Below are 24,812 nucleotides of genomic sequence, written 5' to 3'. Positions count from 1 at the left end.
CCGTCGGGCCGTCGGATGCCGTGAGCGACTCCGTCCTCAGGGCATGGAGCTGAGGTGCGCCTTCGCGTTGATCGTCTTGCGGCGCCCCGTGCGAGCGTTACCCGGCTTCCCTCCGACGTACAGCCAGCCGAGGAGCTCCTCGCCCTTCTTCAGGCCGTGTGCCTTCCGGACCGCTTTGGCGCGAGTCGCGCCGCCGGTGCGCCAGAACACGCCCCAACCGGCGTCGTCGAGCAGGAGACTGACCATGTGGGCCACTCCGGCCGCGACCGCCTCCTGCTCCCAGGCGGGCACCTTCGACTTCTTCACGCTCACGACGACGGCGAGCAACAGGGGCGCGCGGAGCGGCTTCGTCGAGGGCTTCGAGTCGCCCTCCGCCTTCGCGAGCGCCCGGCCGAGCTTCACGCGGTCGTCGCCGCGGAGGGTGATGACCCGCCACGGACGCAGGGCGCTGTGGTCGGCCACTCGACCGGCCGCCGCGAGGACCTCGAGGAGTTCCGCGTCACTCGGAGCGACGTCGGTGACCTTGGACCACGAACGCCGCCCGGCGACGGCGGCGAGGACGGGGCGCTCGACCGGTTCGGTCACTCCGTCGGCTCGGTGGTGTCGGCCGCGGCGAAGTTGAGCGCGATCGAGTTCATGCAGTAGCGGTCGCCGGTGGGCGTGCCGAAGCCGTCGTCGAACACGTGGCCGAGGTGCGAGCCGCAGTTGGCGCACCGGACCTCGGTGCGCACCATGCCGAGGGTGCGGTCCTCGATGAGCTGCACCGCCTCGGGGTTCACGGACTCGTAGAAGCTCGGCCATCCGCAGCCGGAATCGAACTTGGTACCGCTCTTGAAGAGTTCGGCGTTGCAGGCCGCACAGGTGTAGAGGCCCGCGCGCGACTCGTCGAGGAGCTCACCGGTCCAGGCCCGCTCGGTCGCCGCTCCGCGGAGGACCTGATACTGCTCCGGCGTGAGTTCCTCGCGCCACTGCTCATCGGTCTTCGACACGTCGTACGTCATGCTGCTCCATTCGTCTCGGTCATCCTACGTGCGGGGCTGCCTCGTGCATGCGGCTCCCGACGTATTCCATAACACTGCACCGAGCCTGATCCTTCCCGGTGAACGTCGGCCCTCGCCGGGGTGGATGCGGCCCGGCGGGCATCGGCTGAATAGACTTGGACGACGGCGGACCGGAGCATGACTCCACGGTCGCCGCATCGGCACCGATCGGCAGGAGATGAGCATGCAGCCAGCGTCGCGCACGCCTGCCGATGACGACGCGTCGACGCCGACGGGAGGCCTCGACCAGCGCGAGCTCGAGATCCTCGAGTTCGAGTCCCACTGGATGCAGCACGTCGGGGCCAAGGAGGCCGCCATCCGCGACCGCTTCGCCCTGTCCCCGGCCCGGTACTATCAACTGCTCGGCGCGCTCATCGACTCGCCGTCCGCCCTCGCCCACGACCCCATGCTGATCAAGCGGCTGCAGCGCACCCGCGACGCCCGACTCTCGGCGCGAGGAGCCTCGGCTCCCCGCACCGACGGCTGAGCAGCTCTCGGAGACCACACCATGGCTGAATCCTTCCCGCCCGACCGCTTCGACGAGGTCCCCGACCTCAAGCGCGTCGGCGCGCACCGTGCCCCTGCTCCCAAGGGACGCGGCTGGATCGCCTTCCTCGTCGCCGTGGTCGCCACGCTCGTACTCGTGGGGGTCGGCACCTTCGCCCTGTTCGGGTTGAACGACCGGATCGACTTCTTCGGCGGCTCGCAGAGCCCGAGCGCCACGCCCACGCCGACCCCCACCCCGACCGAGGCTGCCCCCGTCGTCGACCCCGCGGCTAGCATCCTCGTCCTGAACGGCACACCCACCGCCGGCCTCGCCGCATCGGCGGCGGCAGCGATCACGGCTGCCGGCTTCACGCAGCAGATCGGGACGAGCGACGCCAGCACGGAGGACGTCACGACGAGCGGCGTCTACTACCAGGATCCGTCGCAGGAGGGCGTCGCCCGCGCCATCGCGAACGCGCTCGGCGGCATCCCGATCCAGATCACGGACACGTACGCGATCCCCGTCGAGGAGGGCGAGGCGCCGGTCCTCCGCATCGTCGTCGTGGTCGGCGCGGACTACCAGCCTGCCGCCTGAGCGCGGCTGGAGCGGGTCGATCGCTCGGGTCGCCGGCACGCCGTGTTTCCGGAGTGTTTCCTCCATGTTGAGTTGTCGTATCACTCCGCCCCGTTTGTCGATTTCGGGGTGAATCCGCGCGGTGCTCCGGATTAGTATCTGGAACTGGCCGCTCATCCCGTCCCGTCTCGACTCGCCCCCGGGTCCACTTCGGCGCAGGGTGGTCACCGGGGTCCCGATCCCGGATGGCAGGTCCGGGTTCGGCAACAGTCGATGCCTGCGAGCACGCAGCAATGGGAGTATGAAATGGCGAACGGAACCGTCAAGTGGTTCAACGCTGAGAAGGGCTTCGGCTTCATCACGGTCGACGACGGTGGACAGGATGTCTTCGTCCACTACTCGGCGATCGACATGAGCGGCTACAAGTCCTTGGAAGAGGGCCAGGCGGTCGTCTTCGAGGTCGGCACTGGAGCAAAGGGGCCTCAGGCCGAGGGTGTGCGCCTGGCGTAGCCGCTGATCAGGTACGCGATTCCTGCGACGCCGTCCACTTCGGTGGGCGGCGTCGTTCGTCGTTCCGGGGCTGTTCCCGGGAGTTCGCTCAGGGCGCCGGTGCTCACTTGCACTCCCACCCCCTGAGTGCCAGAATCGACTTAGCACTCGTACTCATTGAGTGCTAACAACGTTCATGACGTCCGGGAGGGACGAAAAACACACATGGCTAAGATCATTGCTTTCGACGAGGAGGCCCGTCGCGGCCTCGAGCGTGGACTGAACATTCTTGCTGACACGGTCAAGGTCACCCTTGGGCCGCGCGGTCGCAACGTTGTCCTCGAGAAGAAGTGGGGCGCCCCCACGATCACCAACGACGGCGTGTCCATCGCCAAGGAGATCGAACTCGACGACCCGTACGAGAAGATCGGCGCGGAGCTCGTCAAGGAGGTCGCCAAGAAGACCGACGACGTCGCCGGCGACGGCACCACCACGGCGACCGTGCTGGCACAGGCGCTCGTCCGCGAGGGCCTCCGCAACGTCGCCGCAGGCGCCGACCCCATCAGCCTCAAGCGCGGCATCGAGAAGGCCGTCGAGGCCGTCACGGTCGAGCTCATCGCCAACGCCAAGGAGGTGGAGACCAAGGAGGAGATCGCTGCGACCGCTTCCATCTCCGCCGGCGACACCACCATCGGCGAGATCATCGCCGAGGCGATCGACAAGGTCGGCAAGGAGGGTGTCGTCACCGTCGAGGAGTCGAACACCTTCGGCACCGAGCTCGAGCTCACCGAGGGCATGCGCTTCGACAAGGGCTACCTGTCGCAGTACTTCGTGACCGACCCCGACCGCCAGGAAGCGGTGTTCGAGGACCCCTACATCCTCATCGCCAACCAGAAGATCTCCGCGATCAAGGACCTCCTGCCGATCGTCGACCAGGTCATCCAGTCGGGCAAGCAGCTCCTCATCATCGCTGAGGACGTCGACGGCGAAGCTCTCGCGACGCTCGTCGTCAACAAGATCCGTGGCATCTTCAAGTCCGTCGCCGTCAAGGCTCCGGGCTTCGGCGACCGCCGCAAGGCTCAGCTGCAGGACATCGCCATCCTCACCGGTGGCCAGGTCATCTCCGAGGAGGTCGGCCTCAAGCTCGAGACCGTCACACTCGACCTGCTCGGCCGTGCCCGTAAGGTCGTCATCACCAAGGATGAGACCACCATCGTCGAGGGTGCCGGCGACGCCGACGCCATCGCCGGTCGTGTCTCGCAGATCCGCAAGGAGATCGACAACACCGACAGCGACTACGACCGCGAGAAGCTCCAGGAGCGTCTCGCCAAGCTCGCGGGCGGTGTGGCGGTCATCAAGGCCGGTGCAGCGACCGAGGTCGAGCTCAAGGAGCGGAAGCACCGCATCGAGGACGCTGTTCGCAACGCGAAGGCTGCCGTCGAAGAGGGCATCGTCGCCGGTGGTGGCGTCGCCCTGATCCAGGCCGGCAAGACCGCGTTCGAGAAGCTCGAGCTCGTCGGTGACGAGGCGACCGGTGCGAACATCGTCAAGGTCGCCATCGACGCTCCGCTCAAGCAGATCGCGCTCAACGCGGGCCTCGAGCCCGGCGTCGTCGCCGACAAGGTCCGCAACCTGCCCGTCGGACACGGCCTCAACGCCGCGACCGGAGAGTACGTCGACATGCTCGCTGCCGGCATCAACGACCCGGTGAAGGTCACGCGCTCCGCGCTGCTCAACGCAGCGTCGATCGCCGGTCTGTTCCTCACCACCGAGGCCGTCGTCGCCGACAAGCCGGAGAAGAACCCGGCTCCGGCCGGCGACCCGACCGGTGGCATGGACTTCTAAGTCCGACAGCAACACCTGCGCAGGGCGTCTCCTTCGGGAGGCGCCCTGCGTCGTTTCCGGACGCGTATGTCGATTCCGGCATGCTGACCGCATCCGTTATGAAGTCGTCACTGGGCGGTCGCAGGTCGCCTCTGTTTCGTCTCTATGCTGAGGCTATGACACGACTCGGGGGAGCCGCGGCCATTGCCGCCACGATCTTCATGCTGACCGCTTGCGCGACCGCGCCGAAGGAGACCCCGTCACCCGAGGCGGTTGCATCGCCGTCGGCGACGCCGACGGCCACACCCGCTCCGACGTGGCCGCAGAGTCTGATCGACACGAACTGCGAGCAGCTCGTTCCGCAGGCGGTTGTGGACGCGACGTTCGATGTTTCGCTGGCCTCGGGAGCGACCGACCCCGCCCTCGCATCCTCAGGAACGTTCTTCCCGGCGGCCGTCGAGTATGCAGGAGGTCTCTCCTGCCAGTGGGGTGCGATCGACCCGGCGGCGCCGACTGATGACCAAGACGGTATCGAGGGGCCGGACAACTGGCTCGCGGTGACTGTCGCCATCGTCCCGCGCGCTTCGGACGTCGCTGAACGGATCGCGACAGAGATCGACGGGTCCGTGCCGACGGCCGATCCCGCCGGAGCCTGCGATCACGGGCTGTGTTCGACCGATATGCTCATTGGTGAATACTGGGTGAACGTCGCTGCCGTCGCCTACGTGAACGCGGACCTACCGCCGACCGAAATGCAGCAGGCGCTGTTCGATCAGGTCGCGTCCGTCGTCGGTGGCCTCGGAGCGAGTGCAGAGCCGTCGCTCCCCCCGGAGAGCGCCACCTGGCCGCGCGAGTGCGGTGCGGTCGTCTCCCTCGACGTGCTCGAATCCACACTCGATCTCGTGTCGCCGGTCTGGGTACCTGGCTTCAGCTACCGCTCCAGTAACCTCCCCTACGGCGCTGTGCTGGTCGCTGGCGGGCAGACCTGCGGATTCGCCGATGCGGAGTTCGGGCGTATGGGATCGGTCTCCACGCTGCCCGGTGCCGGTCCCGCGTTCGCCGAGTCGTTGGCGCTTGCGCGAACGGCCCCTGAAGTGTCGGTCGTCGAAATCGACGGGCTACCCGCCGAAAGCGCATTCGTGCAAGCCGGTTCGGGTGCCACAGGTCAAGCGAGGCTCGAGATGAACCTGCGAGGCACCTGGGTTACGATCACCGTGGGCTCGCCGCCGACGCCAAGAGACGGATCAGCCAGCGCCACCGCGCGGGCCATCGCGCTGGCGACGGCTATGGCGGCGGCGTCAAGCTGATCGGGCTGTCCTCGCCGCCGCCAACCGACGCTCACCCGCTGAACATGCTCGCGTTCGCCCGCTCGATCTCGGCGTACTGCGTGCCCGCGACGGCGAGCGCTCGGCTGATCTCGCCGAGGTTCTCCTCGACCTGACGCTGGGTGCCCCTCCAGCGCTCGACGACACCGTGGAACGCGGCCGCTGCAGCGCCGGTCCACTGGCCGTCGAGTGCCGCCAGCTGCGTGTGCAGGCGGGCGACCTCGTTCTGGATCTGCTCGATCGTGACGCGTGCCGCCGTGGAGGCGCGCTCGACCGCGTCGCTGTCGACCTGGAAAGTGGCCATCGGGAACTCCGTTCGTCCGGGCGATGCCTGTCATCGCCGCTACCGAGACGGTAGGTGCTCGTCACCGGCCGGAACCGGCGAGAAAGGCCTCGGGCGCGCACTCCGGAGCAGGCCTGAGCCTGTGGAGGAGGGTCGAGGCGGTCCGCCGCCGGGTCAGGCCGGAGGGCCCGCGATGACGATGGGGCTCGTGGCCGCCGACGGGGCGAGCGGCAGGATGACGCGGAACGTCGCGCCGCCGCCGGGGGTCTCGGTCACGTCGACCGTGCCACCGTGCGCCGCGACGATGGAGGCGACGATCGCCAGTCCGAGGCCGCTGCCGCCCGTCTCGCGGGTCCGCGAACTGTCGGCACGCCAGAAGCGCTGGAAGATCTTCTCGCGGATCTGCGGCGGGATGCCCTCGCCGTGGTCGACGATGGCGATGCTGGCGGTCCCGGCGCGGGCGTCCGTGCCGACCGCGAGCTCGATCGGACTGTCGGCGGGCGTGAAGCGCAGGGCGTTTCCGATGAGGTTCGTGACGACCTGCCGGATCTTGTTCTCCTCGCCGAGGACGATCGGCGGCACGGCCAGGGTCAGTGGTTCGGCGATGGGCTTCGTGTCGGGCGTGGTGGCGTCGCCGGAGGGCTTCGGCCGACGCCGGAACCGGTTGAACGTCGCGCCGAAGATCGGCCCGGTCGAGCCCGTCTGGGCTGGTGCGTCGGCAGCGGCCGGGGACTCGCCGGTGGTCTCGGAGGCATCGTCGTCGACGGCTCGCGCCATGCGTTCGTCGCGGACGACCTGGACCGTGCGCCCGGGGGCCTGGGCCGTGGTGTCGAGCGCGGCGTCGCGCGCGATCGGGAGCAGGTCGACGGGGGCGACGTTCAGAGGTCGCGTCTCATCGAGGCGGGCGAGCTGGAGGAGGTCCTCGACGAGCGCACCCATGCGGATGGCCTCCTTCTCGATGCGCTCCATGGCCTGTGCGACGTCCTGCGGCGTCTGGAGGGCACCCATCCGGTAGAGCTCGGCGTAGCCGCGCACGGAGACGAGCGGGGTGCGCAGCTCGTGGCTCGCGTCGCCGACGAAGTTCCGCATCTGCTCGATGGTCTTCCCGCGGTCCGAGTACGCGCGGTCGATGCGGGCCAGCATCGTGTTGAGCGATCGGCTGAGTCGCCCCACCTCGGTGTTCGGCGTGGAGCCCGCGAGTCGCTGGCTGAAGTCGCCGTCGGCGAACGCGGCCGCTGTCCGTTCCACCTGGCGGAGCGGCTCGAACGTGCCTGTCACCAACCACCGGGTGAGGAGCGCTCCGACCACGATGATGAGCACGCCGAGGACGAAGAAGATCGTGAGGTACGTCGCGATCGTGTTGTCGGTGCCCTGCATTGAGATGGCGACCCACGCCGCTCCCGTGCGGAACCCGTCGAGGGTGACCGGGACGGAGACCGCGTGGTACACGATCGTGCCGCTCGCGTTGGTGGTCGTGTAGATCTGGGTCCCGCTCGCGGCGACGTCGTTCGCGCTGAGGTGCGCCGGGTGTTCGGGGGCGATGCTGTCGTCCCACCCGGACGAGGCGCGGAGTTCGCCGTTCGTGTCGTACACGGCGACGAACAGCGTCGAGGGGGCGTCGAGCTGGAGCTGTCCGTCCTCGGAGATCTCACCGACGATCTTGCCCTTGGCCGCAGTGACCAGACTGTCGTTCGCCTGCTGGGTGAGGACCTCTTTGAGGAGCGGGGTCGTCCCCATGCCCGCGACGAGCAGACCGAAGGCGAGGACGAGCACCGTCACCCCGGTGATCTTCGTCCGGAGTGAGACGCTGCTCCACCAGGTGGACAGGGAATCGGCCATCGGGTGGGGGCTACGCCTTTCCGGCCTTGAGCATGTAGCCGAATCCGCGCTTGGTCTGGATGAGCGGCTCGCTGGAGAACTGGTCGAGCTTCCGACGCAGGTAGGAGATGTAGCTCTCGACGATGCCGGCGTCGCCGTTGAAGTCGTACTCCCAGACGTGGTCGAGGATCTGGGCCTTCGACAGGACACGGTTCGGGTTGAGCATGAGGTAGCGGAGGAGCTTGAACTCGGTCGGGCTGAGGTCGATGGGGGTGTCGCCGACGAGGACCTCGTGGGTGTCCTGGTCCATCGTCAGCTCGCCGGTGCGGATCACCGCATCCTCGTCGGCCTGCATCGTCCGGCGGAGGATCGCCTTGATGCGGGCCACGATCTCATCGAGGCTGAAGGGCTTGGTGACGTAGTCGTCGCCGCCGACGGTGAGGCCCGTGATCTTGTCCTCGGTGTCGTCCTTCGCGGTGAGGAAGAGGATGGGCGCCGTGTAGCCGGCGCTGCGCAGACGCTTGGTGACGCCGAAGCCGTTCATGTCCGGCAGCATCACGTCGAGGATGATGAGGTCGGGCTCCTCCTCGAGGACCGCCGAGATGGCGGCTGCGCCGTTGCCCACGGCACGGACGGCGAAGCCGGCGAATCGCAGGCTGGTGGTGAGGAGGTCGCGGATGTTCGGTTCGTCGTCGACGATGAGGATGCGGGGTCCGGTCATGACACCATTATCTGCACGTTTCTTGAGACTTTTCTGAGAGCCTGTTTCACGCGTTCTGCAGGGCGTGGGCGTCGAGGATCGTGTAGCTGTAGCCCTGTTCAGCGAGGAAGCGCTGCCGGTTCTGTGCGAACTCCTGATCGACCGTGTCGCGCGACACCAGGGTGTAGAAGCTCGCGGTGAGTCCCGTGGACTTCGGGCGCAACAGACGGCCGAGACGCTGCGCCTCTTCCTGTCGTGAACCGAACGAACCCGAAACCTGGATGGCGACGGTCGCTTCGGGCAGATCGACCGAGAAGTTCGCGACCTTCGAGACGACGAGCACCTGCTCGGTGCCGTCGCGGAAGGCCTGATAGAGCCGTTCTCGCTCGTCGACCGGTGTTGCGCCGGTCAACTGCGGGGCACCCAGCGTCTCTGCCAGCTCCTCGATCTGGTCGAGGTACTGCCCGATGACGAGGATCTGCTCACCGCGGTGCCGTTCGACGAGCTGGCGGACGACGTCGAGCTTCGCCGGAGCGGTCGCCGCGAGGCGGTACCGCTCGTCGTCGGCGGACGCGGCGTACGTGAGGCGGTCGGCCTGCGGCAGGTCGACGCGCACCTCGAAGCACGCGGCGGGGGAGATGAAGCCCTGCGCCTCGATCTCCTTCCACGGGGCGTCGAACCGCTTCGGGCCGATGAGCGAGAAGACGTCGCCCTCGCGGCCGTCCTCGCGGATGAGCGTCGCCGTCAGGCCGAGGCGACGTCGCGCCTGCAGCTCGGCGGTGAGCTTGAAGACGGGGGCCGGGAGCAGGTGCACCTCGTCGTAGACCACGAGGCCCCAGTCCATGGCGTCGAGCAGGGCGAGGTGGGCGTACTCGCCCTTCCGCTTGGCCGTGAGGATCTGGTAGGTCGCGATCGTGACCGGCTTGACCTCCTTCACCTGCCCCGAGTACTCGCCGATCTCCTCGGCCGTGAGGGAGGTGCGCTTCAACAGCTCGTCGCGCCACTGCCGTGCCGACACCGTGTTCGTGACGAGGATGAGCGTGTTGGTGGACGCCGTCGCCATCGCTCCGGCGCCGACCAGGGTCTTGCCCGCACCACAGGGCAGCACCACGACACCGGAACCGCCGGAGAAGAAGTTGTCGACCGCCTGCTGCTGATAGTCGCGGAGGTGCCAGCCGTCCTCGACCAGGTCGATCTGGTGCGGCGTGCCGGCGGTGTACCCGGCGAGGTCCTCGGCGGGCCAGCCCAGCTTCACGAGTTCTTGCTTGAGCGCGCCGCGTGCCCAGGGCTCGACGAGGAAGGTGTCCGGCGTCGGGTGCCCGATGAGGAGGGGCGCGATCCGCTTGGCGCCGGCCACCTCGGTCAGGATCGGGAGGTCCGTGGAGCGGAGGACGAGCTCGCCCTCCTCGGAGCGTTCGATCACGAGCCGGCCGTAGCGGTTGACGGTCTCGCGCATGTCGATCGTCACGGACGCGGGGATGGAGAACTTCGAATACCGCTCCAGCGTCTCGATCATCTGGTCGGCATCGTGCCCGGCGGCCCGTGCATTCCACAGTCCGAGACGGGTGATCCGGTAGGTGTGGATGTGCTCCGGCGCGCGCTCGAGCTCGGCGAACACCGAGAGATCGTGGCGGGCGTCCTCGGCGAGCGGGTGGGCGACCTCGAGCAGCACGGTGCGGTCGCTTTGGACGATCAGTGGTCCATCAGACATAACGGTCGAGTCTACCGGCGGATCCGGTGCGCAACCCCCTGAGCGAGCGCTCAGCCGGCGATCCGGACCTCGGTGATCATCGCGAGCGGCAGGGTGCGTTCGACGTCGGCCGACCGGTCCAGACCGCGCAGGCGGCCGCCGGCGAGGCTCACCGGTTCGATCGTGAACGTGGATCGGCGCTCGCCGTGCTGCAGCTGCACGGTGACCGGCGTGTGGTCGCGGACGGCGATCTCCAGCTGCTTGGCCAACCATGCGCTGCTCGTGTCGCCGCGGTCGTCGGCGCGGAGCCGCGACACCAGATCCGGTTCCGTCGAGGCGGCCGGAGCGGCGAGCGCGGTGCGCATGACCGGCTGCCGACGGATCCGGAGCGGGGCGCCGTCGTCGTCCTCCGCGACCACCGGGTAGCGCGCGTCGTGGAGGGCCCAGTAGACCGTCGCCGCCTCGATCCGGCTGGTGAGCCGGTGCTCGTCGCTCGGACGGAGACCGAGCGCCACGAGGCTCTGGTCGACTGAGATCGCCGCGATCAGGCCGGCGTCGTCGGAGCGGATGTAGCTGCTGCGTCCAGGGTCGGCCGAGGCGTCGGCCGACGCGCGGATCGTCCCGACGCGGACGAGGCCGAATCGGGATGCGGCCTCGGACACGAGATACCGCAGAGGCTGAGGGACGCCGGTCAGGGAGATGGACTCGAGGTAGGCGAGCAGGTCTTCGGCCGTGTCTCCGTCGGCGAGGGCTCGGGTGACGCTCGCGGTCGTGATGCGGTACCTCGACGCCTGGGCGCGCCCCTCCGGCTCCGCGAGGGCCCGGAGGCGGACGTCGAGTTCCGCCGTCGGGGGACCGAGCGCGATGACGGTCAGGTCGTCCTGGAGGACGACCTGCGACACCTCGGCGGGGAGCATCGACGCGAGCGCCGAGGCCGCGTCGGCCGCGTGGCCGTCGACGAGGAGTCGTCCGAACCCGCTGGTCACCCCGTCGACGGTGATCCCGAGCAGCTCGGCGACCGCGTCGACCGCCCGCGTCGGTGCCACGACAGCGTCCTCCGCCAACGGGTACCACCAGCTGAGCTCCTCGACCAGGTCGACGGAACCGCGCCGGTACGCCGTCAGGATGTGATCGCGGACCGTGGCCGGGATCGCGTCGCGCCAGGCCGTCGCGAGGCGGAGCCAGCGTTCCGCGGTGGCCGACGCCAGCCAGGCCTCGCCGACCTCGCTCAGGCGGATGCTCGAGCCGATCGCGTCGGTGAGCCCGGCCGACGACGCCGCGGACAGGGCGAGCTCGATCTGCTCGGGCGTGCTCGCCGCCGCGGCTGCGAGCCGTTTGAGGTCCGGCATGGACGGGGCTCCACGGCCGAGCAGGCGTGCGGGCTCGCGGTCGAGTTCATGGAGGCTCTCGCCGACGATGCCGACCGCGCCGGCCGCTCGCTCGCTCGCGAGGGCGTCCGTGTCGGGCGAGGGGCGGGTCGCGTGGGACGTCGGCGCCGCCGCCGGACGTTGGAGTTCTGCACGGCCTGGTCTGCCGCTCGCCGCCCACTCCTCGAACACCGCGGCCACCGCGCTCACCGGTCTGATCGGACCGGCTCCGTCGTCCAGCACGAGGATGTCCCGCTCCAGCCGCTCCAGGGCGGCATCCACCTCCGACTGCTCGCGTCCGAGCGTGGTCGCGAGCGATTGGCGCTCGGTCCCGTCCAGCGCGGCGGCGAGCACCGCGAGGGTGTCCCGGTCGAGCAGTGCCATCCGGCGGGCGACGCTCGCATCGTCCAACAGGGCCTCGGCGAAGTCGAAGAAGTCCGCTATGCGGGCGGAGGAGGCCCTGCGGTCGGGCGTCAGCCGGCGGAGCGCGTCGTCCGGGAGCTCCCGGAGGCGGCGCGCGATCGCGAAGGCCTCGCCCATGGTCGTCAGCGCGGCGACTGACCGCGGGACTCGCGGGACCGTCGTACGGCACCCACGATGATGAGCGTGATCAGCATCAGGAAGGCGATCGGGAGTCCGACGAGCGGCAGGATCGTCACGACCGGCCAGACGCCGACGGCGAAGTCGCCCTGCTCGAGGCCGGTGGCGGTGCCGACCATCACCGCGACGAACGCGGCGATCGACACGGCGACGATCGTCACGACCATGTAGGCCAGGATCCGTTCGGGCCGCGAGATGCTCGGCGTCTGCTCATCAGTCACGCTCCCAGGATAGAGGCACGCGGCTGCTGCACCGAATAGGCTGGGGGCCGAGGACCGATGGTCCTCTCGATCGCGCTTCCTGCGCGATCACCGCACGGCGCTGCATTTCTGCGCACGACACACAGCGAGGTTCCCATGCCCACCGGCAAGGTCAAGTTCTACGACGAGGAGAAGGGCTTCGGCTTCATCAGCTCTGATGACGGCCAGGAGGTCTTCCTGCACGCTTCCGCACTGCCCGCGGGCACGGCCGGCGTGAAGCCGGGGACGCGGCTCGAGTTCGGCATCGCCGACGGCAAGCGCGGCGCCCAGGCGCTGTCCGTGCGCGTCCTCGAGGCACCGCCCAGCCTCGTCAAGCTGAAGCGCAAGCCGGCCGACGACATGGCGATCATCGTCGAGGACCTCGTGAAGCTTCTCGACGGCATCGGTGGCGACCTGCGCCGCGGCAAGTACCCGAACAGCAGTCACAGCACGAAGATCGCTGCTGTGCTGCGCAAGGTCGCGGACGAGCTGGATGCCTGACGCCGATCAGGAGACCCCGGTCGAGGATCGCGACGTCACGGCCGACACGGACACACGAGCCGAGTCGGACGAGCATCGCTCGGACGCCGGCACCGATGGCGAGTCGACGCCGGCACCCGTGCCGGACGAGACCCTGATCGCCGCCGTGGAGCTCGCGCGCGAAGCGCTGCAGGAGATCACGCCCGCGAGCACGGTCGGTGAGCCGGCCGGGCACGTCGTGGTCGATGATCACGTCGTCTCGCTGCTGTTCGCGAACACGATGGCGGGCTACCCCGGATGGTTCTGGACGGTGACGCTCTCGCGGACCGCCGACGACGCCGCGCCCAACGTGCTCGAGACGGAGCTGATGCCCGGCGAAGGCGCGTTGCTGGCTCCGCAGTGGGTGCCGTGGTCGGAACGCCTCGCGGACTACCGCGCCGCGCAGGAGGCAGCGGCAGCGGCTGCGGCTGACGACGCGCTCGACGACGCGGATGACACCGACGAGTTCGACGACGACGATGTCGCGCTGTCCGGGGATCCCCGCGACCGCGACCGCGACGGCATCGAACTCGAGTACGACGAGGACGACGTCGATGCGGCGTCGGACGATTCCGACGACGACACGGATGACGACGACTCGGACGAGGACGACTCGGACGAGGAAGAAGACGACTCCGACGATGACGAAGACGAAGACTCCGACGAGGACGACGACCGGTTCGAGGACGAGTAGCACTCGCGCACCACGCGACAGAAGAACGGGCGGCCGAACCTCGAGAGGGTTCGACCGCCCGTTCGGCGTTCAGCGGGGGAGGCGGATCAGAGCGCTCCGACGACGTGTTCGATGCTCGCGATGAGCTGACGGACGTCTGCGGGGTCGATCGCCGTGAAGGTCGCGACGCGCAGCTGGTTGCGGCCGAGCTTGCGGTAGGGCTCGGTGTCGACGATGCCGTTCGCCCGCAGGGTCTTCGCGACCAGCGCGGCGTCGATGGCGTCGTCGAAGTCGATCGTGACGACGACCTGCGAGCGGTGGTCGGGGTTCGTCACGAACGGTGTCGTGTAGGAGGTGCGCTCGGCCCACTCGTACAGGGCGCCTGAGGACTCGGCCGTCCGTGCCGATGCCCAGGCGAGGCCGCCGTTGCCGTTGATCCACGAGATCTGCTCCTCGAGGAGCACGAGCGTCGACAACGCGGGAGTGTTGAGCGTCTGCTCGAGTCGGGAGTTGTCGACCGCGTTCTTCAGGCTCAGGAACTCCGGGATGTAGCGGCCGCTCGCCGCGATCCGTTCGATGCGCTCGATCGCCGCGGGGGAGCAGAGCGCGAACCACAGGCCGCCGTCGGATGCGAAGTTCTTCTGCGGTGCGAAGTAGTAGACGTCCGCCTGGCTCGCGTCGAAGTCCACACCACCGGCGGCGCTCGTCGCGTCGATCACCGTGAGGGCGCCGGCGTCGCCGGAGACGCGTCGCACCGGGGCCATGACGCCGGTCGAGGTCTCGTTGTGCGGCCAGGCGTACACGTCGACGCCCTCGACCGCCTCGGGATCGATGCGGGATCCACCCGGTACCTCACGGACGTCCGGAGCGGTGAGCCATGGGGCACCCGCCGCCTTGGCGAACTTGCCGCCGAACTCGCCGAAGACGAGGTTCTGGCTGCGCTGCTCGATGAGGCCGAAGGCGGCCGCGTCCCAGAACGCGGTCGAGCCGCCGTTGCCGACGATGATCTCGTAGCCCTCGGGGGCGCGGAACAAGTCGGCCAGGCCGGCGCGCACGCGGCCGACGAGCTGCTTGACGGGAGCCTGACGGTGGGAGGTGCCGAGGAGGGACAGGCCGGCCTCGGAGAGCGCTGCGATCTGCTCAGGTCGGATCTTGGAGGGGCCGCAGCCGAATCGACCATCGGCGGGCAGAAGGGACGTGGGAATCGTGATCTCCGGCATACGGCGATTCTAGAGGCGAGGGCCTCATGGCGTCGTGCCACGGCGCCCGGATGCGTCCACGCGGGGCGGAGTGGCTTGGCGCGGGAACGTCGCCGCCGCGCACTAGGCTTACCGGGAACGTGCAATCGGGCAGGGAGGGCGTCGATGACCGATTTGATTGACACCACAGAGATGTATCTCCGCACCATTCTGGAGCTCGAGGAGGAGAACATCATCCCGCTTCGTGCGCGGATCTCCGAGCGCCTCGGGCACTCCGGACCGACGGTCTCGCAGACGGTCGGTCGGATGGAGCGCGACGGACTCGTCGTCGTGTCGGGCGACCGGCACCTCGAGCTCACCGAACCGGGCCGACGCAAGGCGGTCCACGTCATGCGGAAGCACCGCCTGGCTGAGCGCCTCCTGAGCGACGTCATCGGGCTCGAGTGGGAGTTCGTCCACGAGGAAGCCTGTCGCTGGGAACACGTCATGAGTGAGCAGGTCGAGCGCAAGCTGCTCGACATGCTCAACCACCCCACCGAGTCGCCGTACGGCACCCCGATCCCCGGACTCGACGAGTTCGGCGACAGCCCCGCCGTCGCCTTCTCGCAGGGCGTCATCAACATCGTCGGCCTCGTCGAAGGACGCTCCGAGCCGGTCACGGCGACGGTCCGACGTCTCGGCGAGCCGGCGCAGGTCGACCCCGAACTACTCCTGCAGCTGAAGCAGGCCGGCGTCATGCCGGGTCGCTCGGGAACCTTCGCGGCAGCGGGCGGCTACGTGCTCGTCACCATCGACGGTGTCGAGGGCGGCCTCGAGCTGCCCAACGAGCTCGCGACGCACATCTTCGTGGAGACCCCTGCCGCGTGAGCATGAGATGCGTATGAGGATTCCCTCATGTTGCCCGTTTTCCCGTGATCGAAACGTGACTTTCTGAGGGGTAACCCGTAGGCTGTCACTCGTCCTGAAGGCCATGATCTGGCCCCAGGAAGACGACCGAGGCACCCCCTAGCCCGTCCCTCGGCCACACGAACCGACATCAATCGTCGGATGGGGCTGCGCCATGCCGATCGCCACACCGCGATCGTCGTCGCTCATGCGGGGTGCCGGAGGAATCCACTTGACTGCAGCTGGCGAGAGCGGCCCCGAACAGGCCGAGACGACCCCGAACGTCCCCCTCACCCGGAAGCAGCTCCGACTCCAGGAGCAGGCCGCGAAGCAGGCGGAGCCGACCACCCCGTCCCAATCCGCAACCGACGACGCGCTCGTCGCCGACGTCGCTCCGGACGCACCCGTCGAGCACCCCGAGATCATCCTCGACGATGCCGTGGTCGAGGAGGCCGACGCCGCCGTCACGACCGGCGAGGTCCGTCTCGACGAGCGGCCGCTGACGAAGCCCGCCGCGCCGGAGCCGACGACCCCGCAATCCTTCACCGTGACGTCCGCCACCGAGACCTCGTTCGCGACCGTCGCTCCGCTCCGCACCGGCGCGGACCGCGTCGCCCGCAGCAAGCCCCCGGTCAAGCCGACCGCGTCGACGGTCGCCGTGCGCAAGCCGAAGCCGTCCGGAGCCCGACCCGGATCCGTCCGCGGCGTCGCCACCATGGCCTTCCTCGTGCCGGCCCTGGTCGCCACCGTCGCCCTCCCCGCGTACGCGGCGAGCAGCAGCGCGCAGACCGAGTACGGGACCTCCGCCTCGGAGCAGTTGAAGACCTCAGGTGCCCAGAGCGTCGTCGCTTCCGACAAGGTCGCCGACGCTCCGATCTCGCGCGATCTCTACTCCGCGACGACGCCGGACGAGCTCGCCGAGCGCCAGCGGCAGCTCGATGCCGCTGCAGCTGCCAGCAACGCCACCTACTCGATCACCGTCGGTGCACGCCAGGCGGGCGACGACTACCCCTGGTTCGATCAGGCTTCCGACGACGAGGGTGGCGGGCTCTCGCCCCTGCGCTACTACTACCGCGAGTGCGTGGACTTCGTCGCCTGGCGACTCAACCGCGACGCGGGCACGCCGAGCGGGAACTGGGCCTTCACCTGGGGCAACGGCCTGCCGCCGAGCAGTGCCTACGGCTGGGCCGACTCGTGGCAGTACAACAAGGGGACGAACGCCATCGCTGGCTCCGTCGCGTGGTTCAACTACAACCACGTGGCCTACGTACAGTCGGTCAACGCCGACGGGACGGTCACCCTGGAGGAGTACAACTGGGGATCCGCGCGTCACAGCTACAACACGCGCACCATCGCCGCCAGCGCCGTGGCGCTCTATCTCTACCCGCCGGGCGTCGGCTGATCCGACCCGCTCGACCTGGATCGCGTCCCTCCATCGGAGGGACGCGATTCGTCGTCGATGCGCCGTGACCGTTCGCGACCATGCGATGTCCGTCGTCCGAAGCCGAGATGGCGCGGAGGGGAATTCTCCTGCAACGTGCGGAAATCCGGTCGGTGTGGGTTAATCTGGTGCTCTGCAACTCGGAGAGGTTCAGGAGCTGATGCACGCTATACGTCGCCACGTGGTCGCGAATGGTCGCGGCCTCTACGTGCTGCGGCATTCCAGCCAAGCGTGCCGCGGCTCCGCCGTGGGTCAAGAGGGTGCTGTCGTCATGACAGTGCCCTTTTTTGTTCCCCGGAAACGACTCGATCCGGCGCGTCAGGGACGCTGCAGGTGGTGATCGTCGACCGGTCGCGGCAGCCGTCGTGGCCCTTCGGAAGGGAACGTGCATGCGCACACTGGTGTTGAACGCGGGCTATGAGCCGCTCGCGATCGTCTCGTTCAAGCGGGCCCTCGTGCTCGTGATGCATCACAAGGCGACCGTCGTCGAGATCGACTCCTCGCATCCCGTGGTGGCGACGAGCGGATCGTTCGATCGGCCGTCGGTCATCCTGCTCACCAGATACGTCCGGATCCCGAACGCACGCAGGGTGCCCGTGACCCGCCGCGGGGTGCTGCGCCGTGACGGCCACCGCTGCGCCTACTGCGGGAAGGCTGCGACGACGATCGACCACGTGCAACCGCGCTCGCGCGGGGGTGTGGACAGCTGGGAGAACCTCGTGGCCTGCTGCCTGCGCTGCAACAACGTGAAGGGCGACCGCACGCCGGTGGAGATGAACTGGAGCCTCCGGGTCTCACCGGGGACGCCGCACGGCTCGCAGTGGATGGTGCGGGGCGTCGAGCGCTCGGAGCCCGACTGGGAGCAGTACCTGGCGCCTGCCGCCTGAGCGACCGGCTAAACTCGATGGGTCAGCCTCTGTAGCTCAATGGAAGAGCAGTTCCGTCCTAAGGAAAGGGTTGGGGGTTCGAGTCCCTCCAGGGGCACTATCGGAGGTACGGTCGTCCATGCGAGCACGGCTTCGCATGTCGGGTAGGGCTGCGAGCACGCCGTAGGCTCGAAGCATGACGCACGACCTCCACCGCCAACTCGAACGCGACGCCATCACCCTTCGTCAGCTGCGGTCGGCCGTGGTCGTCGCGGATGCTCGGACACTCGGCGCCGCGGCGAACCTGCTCGGGGTCGCGCAGCCGAGTCTCGCGCAGCAGCTGCGGCGGCTCGAGGCCGCGCTCGGGGTCGAGCTGTTCAGCGTCCTGGGGGAGGAGTACCGCCCGACGCGTGAGGGGCAGCGCTTCCTGTTGAAGGTCCGTACCTTCATCGACGTCGTCGCCGACATGGATCCCGCGTCACCGGCTCGGCACATCCGGGTCGGCCGGCCGCCGACGACGTGGGACGCGGTCGTCTCCGAGGCCGGCCGCCGCATCGACGTCCCGGCGGTCGCCGTCGCGATCGAACCGGTCGAGCAGCTGCACCTCGTCACCACCGGCCGTCTCGACGCCACCATCGTGCGTCTCCCGATCGAGCTACCGGCCGAGCTCGCCGCCGAGGAGATCGCTGCGCTGCCGCTCGGCGTCGTCATGCGCGCGGCGCACCCGCTGTCGGCGAAGGACGTCATCGAGTGGTCCGATCTCGCCGACCAGGAGCTGCTCCGTCCCGAGCCCGGCAAGGACCCGGCGTACTCGGCCTGGCTGGCCGGCGCGCTCGCGGCGCGCGGTTGGTACCCGCGCTCGCTGACGATCGATGCCGGGAACGACACCCTGTTCCTCGACGCCCTGCGCTTCGGTGAGCGACTCGTCGCCCTCCGTCCGGTGGCCGCGATGCGGGAAGGCGACGGCCTGTGCTGGCGGCCGTTCGCCGACGCGCCTGAGCTCCGCGAGCGGTTCGCCCTGGTCACCCGACGCGAGTGAGTCCGCTCGGTCGCGGTCGGTGACGACACCCTCGATGCGCCCTTTTGCGACCCGACCGGGATCTTCTCGCGATCAAGTCGGTCGACTTGTTCCGAATTTCTGCCGCGTTCGACACCGTCTTCTCAGCTCGGAGTGGGTACGCTTATCCCTGAATCGGGGGATGACAGAAGCAGGAAACGCACATGCCCGAACGACGACCACAGCAGCAACGAGGTCATGAACGACGCCAGACCGTCGTCGAAGGTGCCGCCCGCATGTTCGACCGGGTCGGCTACGGACAGGCGAGCCTGTCGGACATCGCCCGCGAGGCGGGGACGACGCAGGGTTCGCTTTACTTCTACTTCCCCTCGAAAGAGGAACTGGCGATCGCCGTCATCAACGAGCAGAGCACGCGCTCGATCGCTGCGTTGACCGCGCCGACCACCGCGCCCTCGCCGTTCGGCGGGCTGGTCCAGGCCTCCCGCCTCATCACCGAGCAGCTGCTCACCGACCCCATCACGCGCGCCGGCCTGCGGCTGTCGCTCGAGCAGGGCGTCATCCAGGCTCCGACGACCGCGTTCCACGAGCAGTGGATCGCGAGCGTCGAGGAGCGCGTGCAGGCCTCGATCGAGCTCGGTGAGTTGCGGTCTCCGCTCGAGCCGGCGGAACTGGCGAGGTCCTTCGTCGCGTTCTTCACCGGCACGCAGCTCATCTCGAATTTGCTGGCCGGCCGGACCGACCTCCTCAACGCGGTCGACACCATGTGGCGGATCCTCATCGCGGCGGTCATCGTCGCGGATCGCCAGGCCGAGGTGCTCGCCGTCCTCGACGCCGCCTTCGACGCGCAGGACGCCTGAGCGGTCGGGTGCACGTTAGGGGGTAGCCCTGACGCATACGCCGTGAGGTCACCCTAAACTGAATCGGGTGATTAACTCACTTTGCTGATCGTCGTGCGACGACGGATGGATCACGGTGTGCGGGGGCATCCCGCGTTCCATCGGCGAAGAGTTGGTTCACGTGCCGGGCTGGGCGATGTCGTGGGGGGATCGCCCAGCCGACGGCGTGTGGACGCCTCAGCGGCCGATGGCTGGCGGCGCGTACCGGTGCTCTGGACGCCCGGTGGTCCCGTACCGCAGCTGCGTCGTCAGGAGACCTCGGGCGGCCAGCGCAGAGAGATACCGTTGCGCCGTCGCGCGTGAGACGCCGACCAGCGCGGCCACCTCGGCGGCCGAGCGCTCTCCTTCCGCTTCCGACACCGCCTCGAGGACGGCCGTCTCCGTCGCGGACCTCGACCGGGTCGTCGCCCCAGCGTCGCCGGAATGCAGGATGCGCAGGGCGCGCTCGATTGTCTCCTGGTCGGCGTTCACTGCCTCGCCGAGGACGTTCCGGAACCGGGCGTAGGCGGCGAGCCGGTCCTGGAGTACCTGTGGCGGGAACGGTTTCACCAGGTACCCGAGGGCTCCGGCACGAAGCGCTCGGCGCACGGACGCACCATCAGACGCTGCGGAGACGACGATGGTGTCGATCGGGAGGTCCACGAGGAGCTCGAGCCCGTTCCGATCGGGAAGGTAGCCGTCGAGGAGCACGAGGTCGGGCGGCTCGGCGGCGATGGTCCGTGCGGCCTCGGCAGCAGACCCGACAGGACTGAGCGCACGGAACCCGTCGACCTCGTCGACGATCCGGCAGTGTAGGCGGGCGACGTGGAAGTCGTCGTCGACGACCAGCACGGTGAGATCGGCCGCCATCATCCGTCTCCCGCCATGGACGGCGCCGGTACGACCGTCCCGGGGAGCCGCGCGCAGAAGACCGCTCCGTGTTCGCCGCGGACGCCGGGAGACGCCAACCAGACGTCCCCTCCTCGACGACGGGCGATGTCGCGTGAGAGGGGCAGGCCGAACCCGTGGCCGTGGATGTCGTCCAGATCGCCGTGGTCGCTGGTGGGGGAGGCGGGTGGAGCGTCGTCCTGGCCGGTCGCCACGACGCCGTCGCCCGAGTCCATCACGGAGCAGTGCAGCTCGGTGCCGTGGTCGAGGACCTCGACCTCCACCCAGGCCGGTCGGACCCGGCCCGCGACGGCCGCGTTCACCGCATTGTCGAGCAGGTTGCCGAGGACGGTGGTCACGTCCTCAGGATCGCACAGGGAGCCGGTGACGAGGGTCTCGGAGCCGATGGTCACGAGCACCCCGCGTTCCGCAGCTTCGACGCCCTTCGCGCCGAGGAAGGCCTGGAGGTAGGGCTCGGTGAGTCGGTCCGCGTGTTGCACCGGGTACTTCAGCGGTCCATGGTCGAGCACGTTGGCGAGATAGTCGCGGGCCTCGGCGTCCTGCCCGGTCTCGAGGAGTCCGGAGATCGCGTGCAACCGGTTCGCGAACTCGTGCCGCTGCGCGCGGAGGGCGGTCGTCATCGTCGCGACCGCGTCGAGCCGCCGGGTGAGCGCCTCGACGTCGGTACGGTCGCGGACGACGACCACCCGCCCGAGGTCGACGCCGTCCTGGGACACGGGCCGGACGTCGACGAACAGGACGCGGGACCCGACGACGAGCTGGGCCGAGGTAGGGGGCGCGGCGTCGTCCGCGACGAGGTCCACCAGTGGATCGGGCAGGTCGAGGTCGTCGAACCGGCGCCCGACGACCGACCCGATGTCGAGGAGCCTGGCCGCCTGATCGGTGCACACCGTCACGACGCCGTCCGGCGAGACACCGAGGACGCCTTCGCCGACCCCGCCGAGGACCGCAGCCTGGTTCTGCACGAGCGCGGCGAGTTCCTCCGGTCCGAGGCCGAGGGTCAGCCGCCGCAGCCGGCGCCGGATGAGCATCGAAGCGACCAGGCCGATCGTCAGCGCGAGGAGCGCTGCGCCCGCGACCAGCATGGTCTCGCCCACGACGTCGGCGAACACGCGCTGCGGGGCGAACCCGACGCTGATCTCGCCGACGACCTCGCCGGCGCCGGACGAGACCACGGCCCCACCGGTGTCGGAGGACTCGGCGGCGAAGACGGGCACCTTGGCGCGCGCGGACGGGCCGAGGGTGCCGGTCTCCCACGAGACCGACTCCGTACCGGCCAGAGCGGCTTCCGCACTGGTGCTCACCCGGAGCCCGAGCTGGTCGGGGTCGGGGTGCGCCAGACGGATCCCGCGCTCGTCGGTGATGACCACGAAGAGCGCCCCGGTCCGTGCGCCGACCTCACGGCCGAGCTCCTGCAGGGGGCCGGTCCGGAGGTCGGCCGCCGTCGGCGTCCCCGGGGTACGTGCCTCGAGCGTCACGGCGGTGCGGACGTCGGGATCGCTCGCGACACTCTGGGCGATCGCGAGGGCGGTGGACTGGGCCTCCTGCACGAGGCGCTCGCTGCTCATCCAGGCGAACACACCCGTGCACACGGCGACGACCGCGATGACGACGACCAGCTGCAGCACGAGCACCTGCGCCGCGAAGCTGGAGCGCCCGCCCCGTCGTCGACCTGGCCGCTCCGCTTCGTCGCCGATCATGGCTCCGATCGTACGTCGCCGGGGCGATGGGCGGCGTCGACCGCGTGATGAGCAGAATGCGCAGAAGGTGGTGTAACCCGCAGATCCGAGCCGAACGCCCACAAGCGAGACAGCTCCGTGCCGCTCCCGTACGGTTCCGGGAACGCCCGCCGCGCTCGGTCCATCGCCCGTGTCGCCGCGCCGCGTCCCGTCGTGCACACCGCGGTGCACGCAGACGAAGGAGTCGACATGCTGGTCATTCTCGGATTCGCGATGATCCTCACCTTCATGGTGCTGATCATGACGAAGCGCCTCACCCCGATGGTGGCGCTCATCATCGTCCCCACGGTCTTCGGGCTGTTCGCCGGGGCCGGACTCGGGCTCGGCGACATGGTCATCGAGGCGATCGGCAGCCTCGCTCCGACCGCCGCCCTGTTGATGTTCGCGATCATGTACTTCGGGATCATGATCGACGTCGGGCTCTTCGACCCGCTCGTCCGGTTCATCGTCCGTGCGCTGGGCAATGACCCGGCGAAGATCGTCGTCGGTACGGCGCTCCTGGCGGGCGCGGTGTCACTCGACGGCGACGGGTCGACGACCTTCATCGTGACGACCGCCGCGATGCTGCCGATCTACCTGCGGCTCGGCATGAACCCGGTCGTCCTCACCTGCGTCGCCGGGCTCGCGAACGGCACGCTCAACATCGTCCCGTGGGGTGGGCCGACCGTCCGAGCCGCCTCGGCCCTGGGCGTCTCGCCGACCGAGATCTTCGTCCCGATGCTGCCGTCGCTCGCCGCCGGCCTCGTCCTCGTGTTCGCCTTCGCCTGGTTCCTGGGACTGGGGGAGCGCAAGCGCCTCGCGGGCGTCGACCTCCTCGGCGACGGCGCCTCCGGCGTCGCCGCACCGGGTTCGGGTTCCGGGCCCGCCGACCACCCGCTCACCGGCGGCATGTCGACGACCTTCTCGACCAGTGCCCGTGGGCGCCTCGCGACCCTCGTCCGCCCCGACGACACGGCCATGGCCGACACGATGCTCGACCCCGAGCGCGACACCCTGCGCCCGCGACTCATCTGGGTCAACCTCGTGCTCACGGTCGCGGTCATGACGCTGCTCGTGCTCGACCTCGTGCCGTTGCCCTACGTGTTCATGGTCGGCACCGCCATCGCCCTCCTGGTGAACTTCCCGCGGCTCGCGCAGCAGTCCAAGGAGATCGTCGCCCACGCCCCGAGCATCGTCGGCGTCGTCTCGATGGTGCTCGCGGCCGGTGTGCTGATCGGCGTCCTCAACGGGACCGGCATGGTCACCGCGATGGCCGATTGGATCGTCGACATCATCCCGACGGAGCTCGGTCCGTTCCTCGCGGTCATCACCGGGGTGCTCAGCATCCCGATGACGTTCTTCATGAGCAACGACGCGTTCTACTTCGGCATCCTGCCGGTGCTGGCCGAGAGCGCCTCGACCTTCGGCATCGAACCGGTCGAGATGGCGCGGGCGTCGATCACCGGTCAGCCGGTCCACCTGCAGAGCCCGCTCGTGCCGGCCATCCTCCTGCTCGTGTCGCTCGCCAGCGTGAACCTCGGCGACCACCACAAGAAGGTCCTGTGGCGCGCCGCGATCGTCTCGCTCGTGATGCTCGTCGTCGGCGTGCTCGTGGGCACCATCCCGTTCGGCTGACACCGGCGGGCGCCGAGGCTCAACGCGTGGTCGTCCAGTCGAGGTTGACGATGTCGCCGATGTAGATGTCGAGTCCGAAGCCGGGGATCGACGGGTTCATGCGGAGCAACTGCTGCTGCGGCAGGTCGAAGCGCTGCGCGATGTCGAAGAACACATCGCCGGCGACCACCGTGTAACTGATCGGATTGCCATCGGCGTCCGAGACGACCGGGCCGAGCGCACCGTCCCTCGGCCCGAGGTCGAACGCGGGGCCCTCCGGAATCGGTTCCGCCGGTTCCGCCGGCGCGTTCGGCACGATCGGCGCCGGTTCAGGAGGCAGCGCGTCGCGCGCGGTCGAGGTGGGCACCGGGGCGACCGAGGGCGACGGGTCCGGCTGCTGGGTGACGACGACCGTCACCGGAGGCGGGGCCGGCTCCGAGACGCAGCCGCTGAGGGCGAGGAGACCGACGACGCCGATCGCGAGGGTCCGGGCGTGCGACAGCGCACGTCGACGTCGGCTCGATTCCTTCGGCCCCACAACGCATCCCCCCAGGATGGACCGGGCCCTCAGCGCGGTCGGCGGGGCTCGGTCGAACCCCCAGCCTACGGCGAGGCGCCGCGAGTCCGAGCAGGGCTAACCCCGAAATCCCGAGCGCCGGA

At 69.2% G+C, this 24,812-nt stretch carries 25 protein-coding genes and 1 tRNA gene; 14 read left to right on the top strand and 12 right to left on the bottom strand.

The features are described 5' to 3' along the window. Positions 1–36: 36 nt before the first annotated feature. The gene (locus ACZZZB_RS04130; RefSeq protein ID WP_192005404.1) at positions 37–585 is read right to left on the bottom strand and encodes a nitroreductase family protein; all 549 of its coding nucleotides are present in this window, start codon (positions 583–585) and stop codon (positions 37–39) included. Beyond that, positions 582–1,001: a peptide-methionine (R)-S-oxide reductase MsrB gene (gene msrB, locus ACZZZB_RS04125; protein WP_079705364.1), complete on the bottom strand. Its 420-nt coding sequence runs from the start codon at positions 999–1,001 to the stop codon at positions 582–584. The genes ACZZZB_RS04130 and msrB overlap by 4 nt, the downstream gene beginning before the upstream one ends. Positions 1,002–1,218: 217 nt before the next feature. On the opposite strand from msrB, the gene ACZZZB_RS04120 reads away from it, so the two are divergent. The 5 genes from ACZZZB_RS04120 to ACZZZB_RS04100 all read left to right on the top strand — a co-directional run bounded on the left by ACZZZB_RS04120 (position 1,219) and on the right by ACZZZB_RS04100 (position 5,720). Next, positions 1,219–1,527: a DUF3263 domain-containing protein gene (locus tag ACZZZB_RS04120; RefSeq protein WP_079705365.1), complete on the top strand. Its 309-nt coding sequence runs from the start codon at positions 1,219–1,221 to the stop codon at positions 1,525–1,527. Positions 1,528–1,548: 21 nt separating this feature from the next. Further along, on the top strand, positions 1,549–2,121 hold the full coding sequence (locus tag ACZZZB_RS04115) for a LytR C-terminal domain-containing protein (RefSeq protein ID WP_137242088.1): 573 nt from the start codon (positions 1,549–1,551) through the stop codon (positions 2,119–2,121). 285 nt (positions 2,122–2,406) lie between these two features. Continuing rightward, positions 2,407–2,610 carry a cold-shock protein gene (locus ACZZZB_RS04110; protein ID WP_079705369.1) on the top strand — a complete coding sequence of 68 codons (204 nt, stop codon included), beginning with the start codon at positions 2,407–2,409 and terminating at the stop codon, positions 2,608–2,610. A gap of 204 nt (positions 2,611–2,814) precedes the next feature. Then, positions 2,815–4,434, top strand: a complete 1,620-nt coding sequence (groL, locus tag ACZZZB_RS04105; RefSeq protein ID WP_064296567.1) for a chaperonin GroEL — start codon at positions 2,815–2,817, stop codon at positions 4,432–4,434. An 80-nt stretch (positions 4,435–4,514) separates the two neighbouring features. Then, on the top strand, positions 4,515–5,720 hold the full coding sequence (locus ACZZZB_RS04100; protein ID WP_463529061.1) for a hypothetical protein: 1,206 nt from the start codon (positions 4,515–4,517) through the stop codon (positions 5,718–5,720). A gap of 31 nt (positions 5,721–5,751) precedes the next feature. Here the strand turns inward: ACZZZB_RS04100 and ACZZZB_RS04095 are convergent, their stop codons facing one another. The 6 genes from ACZZZB_RS04095 to ACZZZB_RS04070 form a co-directional block, all read right to left on the bottom strand. Continuing rightward, positions 5,752–6,042 (bottom strand): WXG100 family type VII secretion target, encoded by a 291-nt coding sequence (locus ACZZZB_RS04095; RefSeq protein ID WP_064296564.1) that lies wholly within the window; start codon positions 6,040–6,042, stop codon positions 5,752–5,754. 153 nt (positions 6,043–6,195) lie between these two features. Beyond that, positions 6,196–7,860: a sensor histidine kinase gene (locus tag ACZZZB_RS04090; RefSeq protein ID WP_463529060.1), complete on the bottom strand. Its 1,665-nt coding sequence runs from the start codon at positions 7,858–7,860 to the stop codon at positions 6,196–6,198. Positions 7,861–7,870: 10 nt separating this feature from the next. Then, positions 7,871–8,560, bottom strand: a complete 690-nt coding sequence (locus ACZZZB_RS04085) for a response regulator transcription factor (RefSeq protein WP_056007716.1) — start codon at positions 8,558–8,560, stop codon at positions 7,871–7,873. A 46-nt stretch (positions 8,561–8,606) separates the two neighbouring features. Continuing rightward, complete coding sequence (locus ACZZZB_RS04080; RefSeq protein ID WP_137242086.1) at positions 8,607–10,250, bottom strand: DNA repair helicase XPB; 1,644 nt, start codon at positions 10,248–10,250, stop codon at positions 8,607–8,609. Positions 10,251–10,300: 50 nt separating this feature from the next. Next, positions 10,301–12,136, bottom strand: a complete 1,836-nt coding sequence (locus ACZZZB_RS04075) for a helicase-associated domain-containing protein (RefSeq protein WP_463529059.1) — start codon at positions 12,134–12,136, stop codon at positions 10,301–10,303. 5 nt (positions 12,137–12,141) lie between these two features. Further along, on the bottom strand, positions 12,142–12,417 hold the full coding sequence (locus ACZZZB_RS04070) for a multidrug ABC transporter ATPase (RefSeq protein WP_124768896.1): 276 nt from the start codon (positions 12,415–12,417) through the stop codon (positions 12,142–12,144). A gap of 135 nt (positions 12,418–12,552) precedes the next feature. On the opposite strand from ACZZZB_RS04070, the gene ACZZZB_RS04065 reads away from it, so the two are divergent. Continuing rightward, positions 12,553–12,936 carry a cold-shock protein gene (locus ACZZZB_RS04065; protein WP_079705376.1) on the top strand — a complete coding sequence of 128 codons (384 nt, stop codon included), beginning with the start codon at positions 12,553–12,555 and terminating at the stop codon, positions 12,934–12,936. Then, the gene (locus ACZZZB_RS04060) at positions 12,929–13,648 is read left to right on the top strand and encodes a DUF3027 domain-containing protein (protein WP_463529058.1); all 720 of its coding nucleotides are present in this window, start codon (positions 12,929–12,931) and stop codon (positions 13,646–13,648) included. The genes ACZZZB_RS04065 and ACZZZB_RS04060 overlap by 8 nt, the downstream gene beginning before the upstream one ends. Positions 13,649–13,734: 86 nt before the next feature. Here ACZZZB_RS04060 and serC read toward each other — a convergent pair whose 3' ends face one another. Beyond that, positions 13,735–14,847 (bottom strand): phosphoserine transaminase, encoded by a 1,113-nt coding sequence (gene serC / locus ACZZZB_RS04055; RefSeq protein ID WP_463529057.1) that lies wholly within the window; start codon positions 14,845–14,847, stop codon positions 13,735–13,737. Positions 14,848–14,991: 144 nt separating this feature from the next. On the opposite strand from serC, the gene ACZZZB_RS04050 reads away from it, so the two are divergent. From ACZZZB_RS04050 to ACZZZB_RS04025, 6 genes are all read left to right on the top strand, one after another. Further along, positions 14,992–15,693, top strand: a complete 702-nt coding sequence (locus ACZZZB_RS04050; RefSeq protein ID WP_079705381.1) for a metal-dependent transcriptional regulator — start codon at positions 14,992–14,994, stop codon at positions 15,691–15,693. A gap of 250 nt (positions 15,694–15,943) precedes the next feature. Next, positions 15,944–17,113 (top strand): CHAP domain-containing protein, encoded by a 1,170-nt coding sequence (locus ACZZZB_RS04045; protein ID WP_463529056.1) that lies wholly within the window; start codon positions 15,944–15,946, stop codon positions 17,111–17,113. A gap of 428 nt (positions 17,114–17,541) precedes the next feature. Beyond that, on the top strand, positions 17,542–18,039 hold the full coding sequence (locus ACZZZB_RS04040; RefSeq protein ID WP_137242081.1) for an HNH endonuclease: 498 nt from the start codon (positions 17,542–17,544) through the stop codon (positions 18,037–18,039). 25 nt (positions 18,040–18,064) lie between these two features. Next, positions 18,065–18,136 (top strand) — tRNA-Arg (locus tag ACZZZB_RS04035). Positions 18,137–18,214: 78 nt separating this feature from the next. After that, positions 18,215–19,057, top strand: coding sequence for a LysR family transcriptional regulator (locus ACZZZB_RS04030; protein ID WP_194644251.1), 843 nt, complete (start codon positions 18,215–18,217; stop codon positions 19,055–19,057). Positions 19,058–19,239: 182 nt separating this feature from the next. Beyond that, positions 19,240–19,893, top strand: a complete 654-nt coding sequence (locus ACZZZB_RS04025; protein ID WP_137242079.1) for a ScbR family autoregulator-binding transcription factor — start codon at positions 19,240–19,242, stop codon at positions 19,891–19,893. 216 nt (positions 19,894–20,109) lie between these two features. Here ACZZZB_RS04025 and ACZZZB_RS04020 read toward each other — a convergent pair whose 3' ends face one another. Both ACZZZB_RS04020 and ACZZZB_RS04015 read right to left on the bottom strand, forming a co-directional pair. Continuing rightward, positions 20,110–20,781, bottom strand: coding sequence for a response regulator (locus ACZZZB_RS04020; protein WP_463529055.1), 672 nt, complete (start codon positions 20,779–20,781; stop codon positions 20,110–20,112). After that, on the bottom strand, positions 20,781–22,520 hold the full coding sequence (locus ACZZZB_RS04015) for a sensor histidine kinase (RefSeq protein ID WP_463529054.1): 1,740 nt from the start codon (positions 22,518–22,520) through the stop codon (positions 20,781–20,783). The genes ACZZZB_RS04020 and ACZZZB_RS04015 overlap by 1 nt, the downstream gene beginning before the upstream one ends. Positions 22,521–22,748: 228 nt before the next feature. Here ACZZZB_RS04015 and ACZZZB_RS04010 point away from each other — a divergent pair, with 228 nt between their 5' ends. Beyond that, positions 22,749–24,173, top strand: a complete 1,425-nt coding sequence (locus ACZZZB_RS04010) for a CitMHS family transporter (RefSeq protein WP_124768902.1) — start codon at positions 22,749–22,751, stop codon at positions 24,171–24,173. A gap of 19 nt (positions 24,174–24,192) precedes the next feature. Here ACZZZB_RS04010 and ACZZZB_RS04005 read toward each other — a convergent pair whose 3' ends face one another. Next, positions 24,193–24,690, bottom strand: coding sequence for a LysM peptidoglycan-binding domain-containing protein (locus ACZZZB_RS04005; protein ID WP_411558060.1), 498 nt, complete (start codon positions 24,688–24,690; stop codon positions 24,193–24,195). Between the last annotated feature and the right edge of the window lie 122 nt (positions 24,691–24,812).

Source organism: Plantibacter sp. AC185, from assembly GCF_979258065.1.
This window is presented reverse-complemented; position numbering and strand designations above follow the sequence as displayed.

Bases quoted from the DNA above. Each gene is read 5' to 3' on its own strand.
- msrB (WP_079705364.1), bottom strand. From the start codon at position 1,001: ATGACGTACGACGTGTCGAAGACCGATGAGCAGTGGCGCGAGGAACTC.
- ACZZZB_RS04120 (WP_079705365.1), top strand. From the start codon at position 1,219: ATGAGCATGCAGCCAGCGTCGCGCACGCCTGCCGATGACGACGCGTCG.
- ACZZZB_RS04115 (WP_137242088.1), top strand. From the start codon at position 1,549: ATGGCTGAATCCTTCCCGCCCGACCGCTTCGACGAGGTCCCCGACCTC.
- ACZZZB_RS04110 (WP_079705369.1), top strand. From the start codon at position 2,407: ATGGCGAACGGAACCGTCAAGTGGTTCAACGCTGAGAAGGGCTTCGGC.
- groL (WP_064296567.1), top strand. From the start codon at position 2,815: ATGGCTAAGATCATTGCTTTCGACGAGGAGGCCCGTCGCGGCCTCGAG.
- ACZZZB_RS04100 (WP_463529061.1), top strand. From the start codon at position 4,515: ATGCTGACCGCATCCGTTATGAAGTCGTCACTGGGCGGTCGCAGGTCG.
- ACZZZB_RS04095 (WP_064296564.1), bottom strand. From the start codon at position 6,042: ATGGCCACTTTCCAGGTCGACAGCGACGCGGTCGAGCGCGCCTCCACG.
- ACZZZB_RS04090 (WP_463529060.1), bottom strand. From the start codon at position 7,860: ATGGCCGATTCCCTGTCCACCTGGTGGAGCAGCGTCTCACTCCGGACG.
- ACZZZB_RS04085 (WP_056007716.1), bottom strand. From the start codon at position 8,560: ATGACCGGACCCCGCATCCTCATCGTCGACGACGAACCGAACATCCGC.
- ACZZZB_RS04080 (WP_137242086.1), bottom strand. From the start codon at position 10,250: ATGTCTGATGGACCACTGATCGTCCAAAGCGACCGCACCGTGCTGCTC.
- ACZZZB_RS04075 (WP_463529059.1), bottom strand. From the start codon at position 12,136: ATGGGCGAGGCCTTCGCGATCGCGCGCCGCCTCCGGGAGCTCCCGGAC.
- ACZZZB_RS04065 (WP_079705376.1), top strand. From the start codon at position 12,553: ATGCCCACCGGCAAGGTCAAGTTCTACGACGAGGAGAAGGGCTTCGGC.
- ACZZZB_RS04060 (WP_463529058.1), top strand. From the start codon at position 12,929: ATGCCTGACGCCGATCAGGAGACCCCGGTCGAGGATCGCGACGTCACG.
- serC (WP_463529057.1), bottom strand. From the start codon at position 14,847: ATGCCGGAGATCACGATTCCCACGTCCCTTCTGCCCGCCGATGGTCGA.
- ACZZZB_RS04050 (WP_079705381.1), top strand. From the start codon at position 14,992: ATGACCGATTTGATTGACACCACAGAGATGTATCTCCGCACCATTCTG.
- ACZZZB_RS04040 (WP_137242081.1), top strand. From the start codon at position 17,542: ATGCGCACACTGGTGTTGAACGCGGGCTATGAGCCGCTCGCGATCGTC.
- ACZZZB_RS04030 (WP_194644251.1), top strand. From the start codon at position 18,215: ATGACGCACGACCTCCACCGCCAACTCGAACGCGACGCCATCACCCTT.
- ACZZZB_RS04025 (WP_137242079.1), top strand. From the start codon at position 19,240: ATGCCCGAACGACGACCACAGCAGCAACGAGGTCATGAACGACGCCAG.
- ACZZZB_RS04020 (WP_463529055.1), bottom strand. From the start codon at position 20,781: ATGGCGGCCGATCTCACCGTGCTGGTCGTCGACGACGACTTCCACGTC.
- ACZZZB_RS04015 (WP_463529054.1), bottom strand. From the start codon at position 22,520: ATGATCGGCGACGAAGCGGAGCGGCCAGGTCGACGACGGGGCGGGCGC.
- ACZZZB_RS04010 (WP_124768902.1), top strand. From the start codon at position 22,749: ATGCTGGTCATTCTCGGATTCGCGATGATCCTCACCTTCATGGTGCTG.